Source organism: Allostella sp., from assembly GCF_041913585.1.
In the GTDB taxonomy this organism is placed as follows: Bacteria; Pseudomonadota; Alphaproteobacteria; order ATCC43930; family Allostellaceae; genus Allostella.
Genome location: NZ_JAYSFE010000090.1, coordinates 2141 through 11815, shown reverse-complemented (window position 1 = coordinate 11815; position 9675 = coordinate 2141). Strand labels below are relative to the sequence as shown.

Below are 9675 nucleotides of genomic sequence, written 5' to 3'. Positions count from 1 at the left end.
GACTGTAGCGGCCGCCCCGGGGGCAGACACGCGGCCCCGGCGGCGGCCCGTTCCGTGCCGTCAGTGCGCCGCTTCCTTGCGCTTGCGGCGCGCGGCGGCGACGAGGTTCAGGCTCTCGACCAGGACCGAGAAGCCCATGGCGGCATAGACGTAGCCCTTCGGGATGTGGAAGCCGAAGCCGTCGGCGACCAGCACCATGCCGATGAGCAGCAGGAAGCTGAGCGCCAGCATCTTCACCGTCGGATGCCGCGAGACGAAGGCGCTGAGCGGGCCCGAGGCGACCAGCATCATGGCGACGGCGACGATGACGGCGGTCACCATCACCCACAGTTCCTCGGCCATGCCGACCGCGGTGATGACGCTGTCGAGCGAGAAGACGGCGTCGAGGATGATGATCTGCAGGATGACGCCCTGGAAGGTGACGCGGGCGAGCGTCGCGCCCACCGCCTCGTCATGGCCCTCGACGCGCTCGTGGATCTCGCGGGTGCCCTTGAAGACGAGGAAGAGGCCGCCGCCGATCAGGATGATGTCGCGCCAGGAGAAGGAATGGCCGGCGATCTCGAAGACGACCGCGGTCAGTCCGGCGATCCAGGAAATGGACGCCAGCAGCGCCAGCCGCATCAGCAGCGCCAGCGCCAACCCGACCTTGCGGGCGCGGTCGCGCTGATGTTCCGGCAGCTTGTTGGCGAGGATGGCGATGAAGACGAGGTTGTCGATGCCGAGCACGATCTCGAGCGCGGTCAGCGTCGCCAGACTGGCCCAGACATGCGGGTCGGTCAGCCAATCCATGTGGGGTCGTACTCCCTCTGTCGAGCGGGTTCAGCGAAGGGCGCGGAACCGTGCCAGGATCACCGCCGCCAGCCCGAACAGCAGGGCGAAGAGCGGTGCCAGCACGACCAGCACGGCCTCGGCGACGAGCAGGCCGCCCAGCGCCGCCGAGACAACGGCGAAGGCCGCGTGCGCGATCCCGGGCATGTCCAGAACCTCGAGCAGGCCGACGAGGCCGGCGGCGCCGGCGGTCGTGCCGCGCACCGTCCAGCGGCTGCGTGCGAGGAAGGCGCCGGCGACGGCGACGGTGCCGGTCAGCGGATGGATCACCGCCGCAAGAAGCGGCACCAGCAGATCGACGGGGTCGGTGAAGCCCGTCATCGCGGGCGGGTCCGAATCGCGCTGAGTGGGGCGGGGCCGGGCAGGGCGGTGCCCGTGGGCATCGTCGACATCCGTCGCACTCTAGCCGATTTCCCGGCCCGCCGCTGGCCAAACCGCACGCGCGCTCTGTAAGAGTGGTGCGTTCCCGACCGGCAGGAGCCCACCCGCGATGCGCGCCCACGTCCTCGGCATCGACCATGTCATCGTCCTCGTCCGCGACCTGGCGGCCGCCGCCGCCGACTACGGGCGGCTCGGCTTCACCATCTCGCCGCGCGGGACGCACAGCGCGCACATGGGCACCGGCAACCACACGGTCATGCTGGAGCGCGACTATTTCGAGCTCATGGGCGTCGTCGCCGAAACCGACGCGAACGCCCGCTGGCGCGAGATCCTGGCGCGCCGCGAGGGCATGAGCGGGGTCGCGCTCAAGACCGACGGCGCCGCCAAGGCCGCGGCCGAGATGCGCGCCCTCGGCGTCGCCGCGGCCGATCCCGTGCATTTCTCCCGGCCGGTGCCGATGCCGGGCGGGGGCAGCGCCGAGGCCGCCTTCGACACCACCCAGTTCCCGCCCGAGGCGACGCCCGACGCCCGCATGTTCTGCTGCCAGCACCTGACGCCGCACACGGTCTGGGTGCCCGCACTGCTGCGCCACGCCAACACCGCCTACGGGCTGGGCGAAGTGATGCTGGCGACCGCCGACCCCGCCGCCGCCGCCCGCGCCTACGACCGCATCTTCGACCGCGGCGCCAGCCCGGTCGCGGGCGGCGTGGCGGTGGCGACCGGGACGGCGCCGCTCGTCCTGCTCCGGCCCGAGGCGCTGCGGGCGCGCTATCCCGGCGCCGATCTGTCGGACCTGCCGCCGACGGGCCTCGCCGGTTTCGTCGTCCGGGTGCGCAGCCGCGCGGCCGCGCGCCAGGCGCTGGCCGCGGGCGGCGTGCCGTTCGTCGAGGAGGGGCGCTCGCTGGTGGTGGCCCCGGCGGCCGCCCGCGGCGCCCTCATCGAGTTCCGTCCGGACTGACGGCAGGGGCGCGGCCCGCGATGGCCGCCATCGTGCTCGCCGACGACGGGGTGGTCTTCGACGGACCGGCGGCCGCGGAGCGCGCCCTCGGCGGCGCCGAGACCGCCTTCGTGGCGCTCGCCGAGGCCCTGGCGGCGCGTGGCCATGCGGTGCGGGCGCTGGCCCGCGGCGCCCGGCGGCTGCAGCATCGCGGCGTCGTCTGGGCGCCCATCGAGGCCGGCGTTCCCGAGCGTGCCGACCTCTATGTCGCCAATCGCGGCCACCGCGTCCTCGGCTGGTGCCGCGGTGCCCGGCGCACCGTCTTCTGGGTCCACAACCCGGCCCGCTATCTCCTGAAGTGGCGCTATCAATGGCCGCTCGCCCGGCGCCGGCCCATCCTGGTCTTCACCGGCGCCTATCACGCCGCGACCTACCCGGTCTGGGGCATGGGCGGCCGGCGCTGCATCGTCCCGCTCGGTGTCTCGGAGGCGTTCCTCGGCGCGCGGGAACGTCCGCCGCCGCCCCCCGTCGCGATCTTCACCTCGAACCCGTTGCGCGGCCTGGAGGCGCTGGCCGACCTGTGGGCGACGGCGATCCGGCCGCGGGTCCCGGGCGCGCGCCTCCTCGTCCATGCCGGCGGCGGGGTCTATGGCGACCCGCGGACGGCCGAGCGCATCGCCCCGGTCCTGGAGCGGGTGGCGGCCCGGGCCGCCGACGGCATCGACGTGCGGCCGCCCCTCCCCAAGACGGAACTGGCCCGAGCGATGGCGGCGTGCCGGCTCTTCCTCTATGCCGGGTCGCCGGACGAGACCTTCTGCCTGGCGGCGGCGGAGGCGCAGGCGCTCGGCCTGCCGGCGGTCGTCGGCCGGGTCGGGGCCTTGCCGGAGCGGGTGGCCGACGGGGTCACCGGGTTCGTCGTCGACGATGCCGCGGCGATGGCGGACGCGGCGTTCCGGCTGTTGACCGACGATCCCTTGTGGCAGAACCAGCACCGGGCGGCGCTCGCCCGGTCGGCCGATGCCGGCTGGGATGCCGCCGCCGCGGCTTTCGAGGCCCTGGCCGCCTGACGGCGGCGGGGCGGCAAACGGGAGGGATGCGCCATGCGCAGCAATTGGACCCGCAGCATCTGGATCCTCGGCGCCACGGCGGCGATCGCGACCGCGCTCGCCGCGTGCGCCAGCCATTCGGACCTCATCGTCGCGCACAAGAACAACGAGGTGACGGTCCGCATCGTCGGCGGCGACGCCGCCCCGTCCTACAAGGCGGCCCGCGAAGCCTGCGCGCTCGACCGCAAGCGGGCGGCCTTGGCGGGCGTGTCGGCGGAGACGCTGAAGTTCGTCTGCCAGCCCTTCTGACGGCGCACCGCCCGGCGGGCGGTCACGCCCCGCGGCGGGCCAGGACGCGCTGGCGCGCCGCCCCGCGCTCCGGGTCGGAGACATGGATCAGGCCGGCGATGCGGCGGATCAGCGCGTCCTCCTCGGGGTCGAGCCGGCGGTCGGCATAGGCGACCTCCCACAGCATCTCGATCACGCCGACGCGGCCGGGCGCGTCGTAACCGTCGGTGATCCGCCGGATGTGGCGGTAGAGGCCGACCGAGCGGTCCTGCGCGTCGGCGGCAGCGGCGAGAAGGCGGTCGGTCTCCGGCCCGGTCAGGTCGAACCGCCGGGCGAGCAGGCTCCGGATCGTCGATCGTTCGCCGGTGCCGAACTGGTCGTCGCTGCGCGCCGCCTCGATCAGCAGGGCGGCCACGGCCAGCTCGATTCCGTCCTCGCCGCCGGGCGGGGCGACGGCGGGAGCGGTGAACATCTCGATCAGTCGCTGGAACATGGGTCGGACCTGCAGCCGGAGGTTGGGCGGAGGAGGCGCGCGCGGCGAAAGCAAGATGGGGGCTTCGCCCGTTCGGCGCGAGGCCGGCCACAACATTGCCTTCTTGTCGTCCGCATTCGATCGGAATCCGGGTGCCGAATGACCGCCTGACAAGGGGGCACGGGGCCCCGGAAAGGAGAGGCAGGAAAGAACGCTCCCGATCGGACGATCACGCGGGATCGAATTCGCGCTCCGTGCGTTGCATATTTCGGCAACGCGACCGCGAAGCCGCCGATCCCAGCCCACGGACGGTTTCCGGGGAGGCAGTCGTGATCCATCCCAGCACGGGAGCCCGCCGGTGGCCGACGAGAAGAAGACCCAACGGACGATCGCCGGCGGCTCCGGCCGCCACGGGGGCGATGCCTCCCGGTCGCCGCGGAACTTCTTCGACGAATGGGTCGATCGCCGGTTGAAGACGATGCACGACGCGGTGCTCGAAGAGAAGATCCCGGAGGACATGCTGCGGATGCTTCTCGGCGATGCACCGGCCGAACCGAACAACGCTGAGCGAGGGATGAACGATGATGCGAACCGACCCCGAAGCCAGGGCGAACCCGATGCGGACCGCGAGCGGCGCCGCTGACCCGGCCAGGACGCAGCCTCCGTCCGTCACCGCCTACCGTGGCGATTTCCGCCAGGGCATCCTGCTCTGCCTGCCGCAGCTTCGTGCCTTCGCCCGCGTCCTCACCGGAGTGCGCGACCGCGCCGATGATCTGGTCCAGGACGCGATGACGCGGGCGCTGGCCGCCGAGCACCGCTTCGAGCAGGGCACCAACATCCGCGCCTGGCTGATGACGATCCTGCGCAACCAGTGGATCAGCGACCTGCGCTCCGCCCGGCGCCGGCGCAGCGAGGAACTGACCCCCGATCTCGCCGCCCTGCCGGGCGCCCAGCTGCCGAGCGTGGCGCTGGCGGAGCTCGGACGGGCGATGGAGAAGCTGTCGCCGGCGCACCGCGAGGTGCTCATGCTGGTGGCGGCCACCGGTCTCGACCACGAGGAGGCGGCCCAGATCTGCGGCTGTGCCGTCGGCACCATCAAGAGCCGCCTCAACCGGGCCCGCAACCATCTCCACGAACTCCTGGAAGGCCCCGAGGCCGCTGCCCGCGGCCATTCCGACGAGGACGCGGCGGCGACCGCCCGCCGGCGCGCGCCGGCCCCTGGGGCGGAGCTCGCGATGCACGCCTGATCCGGGGCGCGGCGGGACCGCGCCTGGAAGGTGAAGCCCGGGACGGCGAGGGCGCCGGTGGAGATTCCGCCGGCGCCCGTTTCGTGTCGGCGTCCCGCGGCTCCGGGTTGTACGGCCGGGCCCCGCGGTCGTATGTCATGCCCGCCCGGACCGTCGGTCCGGCCGATCTCAGGGGACTGCAATGGGTGCCATCGTCGAACTGTCGGCCGCCGACCTCGAGCAGCGGCTGGCGCGGGTGCGCGCGGAGTACGAGCGCTTCCGGGCGCGCGGCCTGAAGCTGGACATGACCCGGGGCAAGCCGGCGCCCGACCAGCTCGACCTCGCCTCCGGCATGCTGGCGCTGCCGGGCAACGGCGACCACTTCACCGAGGCCGGCGAGGACGCGCGCAACTATGGCGGGCTGCAGGGGCTGCCCGAGGTGCGGGCCCTCTTCTCGAAGATGATGGGCGCCAGCCCCGACCGCATCGTCGTCGGCGACAATTCGAGCCTGGCGCTGATGCACGACTGCGTCGTCTGGGCCCTGCTCAAGGGCGTTCCCGGGTCGCCGCGGCCATGGTCGAGGGAGGCGGCGCCCGCCTTCATCTGCCCGGTTCCCGGCTATGACCGCCACTTCGCGATCTGCGAGGAGTTCGGCATCCGCATGCTGCCGGTGCCGCTCACCGGCGCGGGACCGGACATGGATGCCGTCGAGGCGCTGGCGGCCGACCCGGCGGTCAAGGGCATGTGGTGCGTGCCGAAATACTCCAACCCCAGCGGCGAGATCTATTCCGAGGCCGCGATCCGGCGGCTGGCTTCGATGCCGACCGGGGCCCCCGACTTCCGGCTGTTCTGGGACAATGCCTATTCCGTCCACCACCTGACGGAGGAGCGGCGGCAGATCGCCGACATCCTCGATCTCTGCCGCGAGGCGGGCCATCCCGACCGCGCCTTCGTCTTCGCGTCGACCTCGAAGATCACCCTGGCCGGCGCCGGCCTCGCCCTCTTCGCCGCGTCCGAGGCCAACGTCCGCTGGTACCTCGCCCGCGCCGGCAAGCGGACGATCGGCCCGGACAAGCTCAACCAGATCCGCCACGTCCGTTTCCTGCGCGACGATGCCGGCCTGCAGCGTCACATGGACGGCCATCGCCGGCTGCTGGCGCCGAAGTTCGCCGCCGTCGACGAGGCGCTGTCGGCCCGCCTCGGCGACACCGGGGTCGCGCGCTGGACGAAGCCGGCGGGCGGCTATTTCATCACCGTGGACGCCATGGACGGCACCGCGCAGCGGGTCGTCGAACTGGCGCGGGAGGCGGGGATGGCGCTGACGCCCGCCGGCGCCACCTCGCCCTACGGCCGCGACGCGCACGATCGCACGCTGCGCCTCGCGCCGACCTTCCCGTCCCTCGACGAGGTCCGGCTGGCATCGGAGGGGATCGCGCTCTGCATCCTGCTGGCGGGGCTGGAGCGGGCGCGCGCCGGTCGCGGCTGACCGACCGCGAAAAAGGGTGCCGGCGTTGCCGCCGGCACCCTTTCGCGGGCCCGATGGGGGCGGCGGTCAGCCCTGGAATTCGGGCTGCGCGCGGAGCTGCTCCTTGGTGACGTTGTAGGTGATGGTGCGGTTCTGACCGAAGGTCAGTTCGTTCCACGGCACCGCCACCTTGCGGTCGCCGATGCCGAGGAAGCCGCCGACCGACAGCACCGCCATCACCACCTGGTCCTTCTCGCGGACGACGAGGTCGTCGACCGAGCCGACGTTCTCGCCGGCCGAATTGACGACCTTGGTGCCGATGATCTTGCTGACGCGCATGCCGGTCACGGGGTTGCCCTCGTCCTTGCGGGCGTCCTTGCGGGCGGCGGGGGCGGTGGCGGCGGGCGGGGTCGCCGGCGCCGGGGTCACGGCGGCAGGCCGGTCGGTCGGCGCGGGCATCGTCGTCTGTGCCATCGCGGGGGCGACGGCGATGGCCCCGGCGGCGGCCAGGATGGCGATCATCGAGTTGCGCATGGAGTCCTCCTGTATGCAGGCAGAGATGTTCCGTCCGGAAGGGGCCGAAGGGGCGATGCCGTCGGCCTTCCGATGGCGCTAGAACCCATGCCACCGCCGGAAAGTTCCGCCGCCGGCCGGCGAAGTCCCGGCGAAGTTCGCCGCGCGACCGCCTGGAACGTTCGCGGAAGCCCCCGCGTTTGGCTCGCAGCATTGGCATCAGCAAGGAGCCTTCCATGGCGAGAACCGATTCCGAGATCCGGCAGCTCGAACGCAGCGTCCAGTCGCTGCAGGGCGCGCTCGCGGCCATCGCCGGGGACATCGAGCAGATCGGCTCGAGCGCCGGCGCCGCCGGCGCCGCCGGCATCGAGCAGGCCAAGCTGAAGCTCGAGGATCTGCGCGGTCAGATCGGCGATCTCGTCAGCGACCAGATGGACCGGGCCGAGGAGGTCGGCGAGCAGGTGAAGCGCTCCGTCGCGGAGAACCCGATGACGGCCCTGGCGGCGGCGTTCGCCGCCGGCGTCGCGGCGGCGATACTGCTGCGTCGCTGATGCACGCGCTCTTCCGCCTGCTGGCGGTCGGGCGTCTCGCCGCGTCGGCGCGCACGCATGCCCGGCTGGCCGGCCTTCGTGCGGCGTTCGCCGCGGCCGTGCTGGCATTGTCGCTCGCCGGCATCGCGTTCCTGGTCGCCGCCGGCTACCAGTGGCTGCGCTGGCGGCTGCCGGCCCCGGAAGCGTCCGCCATCGTCGGCGGGGGCTTCCTGGTGCTGGCGCTTCTGGTCGCGGTCGCAGGATACTTGGTGGTGCGGCGACAGCGGCGGCGGACCGAGGTTCCGGCAGTCGATCCCGCCGCCATCGGCCTGGCGACGCTGGCGCCGCTGGCGGGCGTCGTCTCCCGCATCCCGCCCGGGGTCCTGGCGGCTGCCGTCGCCGGTTTCGTCTATGGCATGCGCGCTCGGGAAAAGTGAGAGGGAGGCCGTCCGGGCGCCCCCCTCGCCGACATTCGTCGCGTCACATCCAGTGCGTCACATCCAGTAGGGCGGGACCCGGTAGTAGTCGTGGACCTTCCGGCCCCAGGCCGGATCGTCATAGTCGGGCGGCGTCGCGGCATCGTAGGACGGCGCGCCTTCGAGCTGCGCCTTGTCGAGGTCGACGACGTAGCCGCGCTGGCCGCGATGGTAGGTCAGCATGCTCCACGGCAGCGGGTGGTACTTCTCGCCGATACCGAGGAAGCCGCCGAAGGACATGACGGCGTAGGCCACCTTGCCGCTCGGCTTGTCGATCATCACCGTCTTGATCGCGCCCAGATGATCGCCCTGGCGATTGTAGACGGCGGTCCCCTCGACGCGATCGGCGGCGATCAGGGAGCCGGGGCTGGTGGTGTCGGCGGTCGCTTCGCGCATCCTTCGCTCCTCTTCTCGCGGAATGGGGCGTCGTCTCGGGAATGGGGAGGCGGGCCGGCCCGCGATCTCTGTCCAACCCCATCTCTGTCCAAGCCAACGCGATGCGGCGCGGCGGGTTCCGGGGCGGAACCGGGCCCCCGAGACGGGCGTTCTGCCCGCCGTCGATGCGGACCATCGCGCAGCGGGCGCGGCGAGGCATCGGCCCGAAGGGAGCGCCGTCGGATGCTGTACTATGCCCTCGTCTTCCTGATCGTCGCCCTGATCGCCGGCGTGCTCGGCTTCGGCGGAGTGGCGGCCGTTTCGACCGACATCGCGCAGATCCTGTTCATCATCTTCCTGATCGGCTTCGTCGTGACGCTGGTCGTCGGTGCCCTGCGTCGGCGGTAGGGTCACGGGCGCCAGGGTCAGGGCCGACAGGGTCACGGGGGGAACCCGATCGCGTCCGGAGCGGTTCTCGCTGCATGCAGAACCCGAATCCCATCCGATCCGAGCCTGGCGACGCCAGCGGCCACGACCTCGACCCGACCGCGGCGCGGCAGGGCGCCGAACTGCATCGCGTGCGCTACGTGCTCGCGACCTCGCTGGCGATCGGCATCGCCGCACTCGCCGTGGTGCTCGCCGTCTTCGTCCTCTGAGCGGGACGGCTCGAACAAGGAAAGGGCCTCCGGCGTGGCGGGAGGCCCTTTCGTGCATTCGCGGACCCGTCCGGCCGATCACCCGCCCGTCTTGGTCGGCGGGCCGTCCTCGGCCGGGGCGGCGCCGAGCGTCTCCAGCGCCGCATGGACGAGGCGCATCTGGTCGCCGGTGCGATCGGTGCCTTCGGGCGGCATGTTCTCCTCGGCGGCGACCATCAGCAGCCGCAGGTCGGTGTCCCACTGCCGCAGCAGCGCCACCTTCTGTGCGCGGTCGAAGTCGCGTGACAGCAGGACCGCCTCGGGCCGCTCGAAATGCCGGCCGACGTCGGCCATCGCCTCGGCGAAGGTCGGATGGTCGCTGCACGAAGTCGCGGTCGGTTTGGCAGCAGCAGGTTTGGCGACGGTCATCGGCAACTTCTCCCTTGGGGCAGGTTGGGCCGGCCGGCCGCTCCGGGCGCCGGCGGTCGTGCCCGTCAACGACC

At 72.5% G+C, this 9675-nt stretch carries 16 protein-coding genes; 10 read left to right on the top strand and 6 right to left on the bottom strand.

Translation table 11 applies throughout. The features are described from left to right. Nucleotides 1–60: 60 nt before the first annotated feature. Together ACE3Q3_RS16520 and ACE3Q3_RS16515 are read right to left on the bottom strand one after the other, a co-directional pair. The gene (locus ACE3Q3_RS16520) at nucleotides 61–789 is read right to left on the bottom strand and encodes a TerC family protein (protein WP_374447936.1); all 729 of its coding nucleotides are present in this window, start codon (nucleotides 787–789) and stop codon (nucleotides 61–63) included. Nucleotides 790–819: 30 nt separating this feature from the next. Further along, on the bottom strand, nucleotides 820–1149 hold the full coding sequence (locus tag ACE3Q3_RS16515; protein ID WP_374447935.1) for a hypothetical protein: 330 nt from the start codon (nucleotides 1147–1149) through the stop codon (nucleotides 820–822). Between the two features lie 169 nt (nucleotides 1150–1318). Here ACE3Q3_RS16515 and ACE3Q3_RS16510 point away from each other — a divergent pair, with 169 nt between their 5' ends. From ACE3Q3_RS16510 to ACE3Q3_RS16500, 3 genes are read left to right on the top strand one after another with little or no spacing between them, the layout of a single operon-like run. Continuing rightward, nucleotides 1319–2167, top strand: coding sequence for a VOC family protein (locus tag ACE3Q3_RS16510; RefSeq protein WP_374447933.1), 849 nt, complete (start codon nucleotides 1319–1321; stop codon nucleotides 2165–2167). Nucleotides 2168–2187: 20 nt separating this feature from the next. Next, on the top strand, nucleotides 2188–3213 hold the full coding sequence (locus ACE3Q3_RS16505) for a glycosyltransferase family 4 protein (RefSeq protein WP_374447931.1): 1026 nt from the start codon (nucleotides 2188–2190) through the stop codon (nucleotides 3211–3213). A gap of 33 nt (nucleotides 3214–3246) precedes the next feature. Then, nucleotides 3247–3501 (top strand): hypothetical protein, encoded by a 255-nt coding sequence (locus ACE3Q3_RS16500; RefSeq protein ID WP_374447929.1) that lies wholly within the window; start codon nucleotides 3247–3249, stop codon nucleotides 3499–3501. 22 nt (nucleotides 3502–3523) lie between these two features. On the opposite strand, the gene ACE3Q3_RS16495 is transcribed toward ACE3Q3_RS16500, so the two are convergent. Further along, nucleotides 3524–3973 carry a TerB family tellurite resistance protein gene (locus tag ACE3Q3_RS16495; protein WP_374447927.1) on the bottom strand — a complete coding sequence of 150 codons (450 nt, stop codon included), beginning with the start codon at nucleotides 3971–3973 and terminating at the stop codon, nucleotides 3524–3526. 337 nt (nucleotides 3974–4310) lie between these two features. Between ACE3Q3_RS16495 and ACE3Q3_RS16490 the strand changes: the two genes are divergently transcribed. From ACE3Q3_RS16490 to ACE3Q3_RS16480, 3 genes are all read left to right on the top strand, one after another. Beyond that, entirely contained in the window at nucleotides 4311–4595 is a 285-nt protein-coding gene (locus ACE3Q3_RS16490; protein ID WP_374447926.1) for a hypothetical protein, read from the top strand. Beyond that, nucleotides 4570–5199 carry a sigma-70 family RNA polymerase sigma factor gene (locus ACE3Q3_RS16485; RefSeq protein ID WP_374447924.1) on the top strand — a complete coding sequence of 210 codons (630 nt, stop codon included), beginning with the start codon at nucleotides 4570–4572 and terminating at the stop codon, nucleotides 5197–5199. Before ACE3Q3_RS16490 ends, ACE3Q3_RS16485 begins: the two co-directional genes overlap by 26 nt. Before the next feature lie 181 nt (nucleotides 5200–5380). Then, on the top strand, nucleotides 5381–6664 hold the full coding sequence (locus tag ACE3Q3_RS16480; RefSeq protein ID WP_374447923.1) for an aminotransferase class I/II-fold pyridoxal phosphate-dependent enzyme: 1284 nt from the start codon (nucleotides 5381–5383) through the stop codon (nucleotides 6662–6664). A gap of 66 nt (nucleotides 6665–6730) precedes the next feature. On the opposite strand, the gene ACE3Q3_RS16475 is transcribed toward ACE3Q3_RS16480, so the two are convergent. Further along, nucleotides 6731–7177 carry a PRC-barrel domain-containing protein gene (locus ACE3Q3_RS16475; protein WP_374447921.1) on the bottom strand — a complete coding sequence of 149 codons (447 nt, stop codon included), beginning with the start codon at nucleotides 7175–7177 and terminating at the stop codon, nucleotides 6731–6733. A 215-nt stretch (nucleotides 7178–7392) separates the two neighbouring features. Between ACE3Q3_RS16475 and ACE3Q3_RS16470 the strand changes: the two genes are divergently transcribed. Together ACE3Q3_RS16470 and ACE3Q3_RS16465 are read left to right on the top strand one after the other, a co-directional pair. Beyond that, nucleotides 7393–7707 carry a hypothetical protein gene (locus ACE3Q3_RS16470; RefSeq protein ID WP_374447919.1) on the top strand — a complete coding sequence of 105 codons (315 nt, stop codon included), beginning with the start codon at nucleotides 7393–7395 and terminating at the stop codon, nucleotides 7705–7707. Next, complete coding sequence (locus ACE3Q3_RS16465; RefSeq protein WP_374447917.1) at nucleotides 7707–8123, top strand: hypothetical protein; 417 nt, start codon at nucleotides 7707–7709, stop codon at nucleotides 8121–8123. The genes ACE3Q3_RS16470 and ACE3Q3_RS16465 overlap by 1 nt, the downstream gene beginning before the upstream one ends. A gap of 57 nt (nucleotides 8124–8180) precedes the next feature. Here the strand turns inward: ACE3Q3_RS16465 and ACE3Q3_RS16460 are convergent, their stop codons facing one another. Further along, nucleotides 8181–8558, bottom strand: a complete 378-nt coding sequence (locus ACE3Q3_RS16460) for a PRC-barrel domain-containing protein (RefSeq protein ID WP_374447916.1) — start codon at nucleotides 8556–8558, stop codon at nucleotides 8181–8183. A gap of 222 nt (nucleotides 8559–8780) precedes the next feature. On the opposite strand from ACE3Q3_RS16460, the gene ACE3Q3_RS16455 reads away from it, so the two are divergent. After that, on the top strand, nucleotides 8781–8945 hold the full coding sequence (locus tag ACE3Q3_RS16455; RefSeq protein ID WP_374447914.1) for a DUF1328 domain-containing protein: 165 nt from the start codon (nucleotides 8781–8783) through the stop codon (nucleotides 8943–8945). 74 nt (nucleotides 8946–9019) lie between these two features. Then, nucleotides 9020–9193, top strand: coding sequence for a hypothetical protein (locus ACE3Q3_RS16450; protein ID WP_374447912.1), 174 nt, complete (start codon nucleotides 9020–9022; stop codon nucleotides 9191–9193). Nucleotides 9194–9271: 78 nt separating this feature from the next. Here ACE3Q3_RS16450 and ACE3Q3_RS16445 read toward each other — a convergent pair whose 3' ends face one another. Beyond that, nucleotides 9272–9601, bottom strand: a complete 330-nt coding sequence (locus tag ACE3Q3_RS16445) for a hypothetical protein (protein ID WP_374447910.1) — start codon at nucleotides 9599–9601, stop codon at nucleotides 9272–9274. Between the last annotated feature and the right edge of the window lie 74 nt (nucleotides 9602–9675).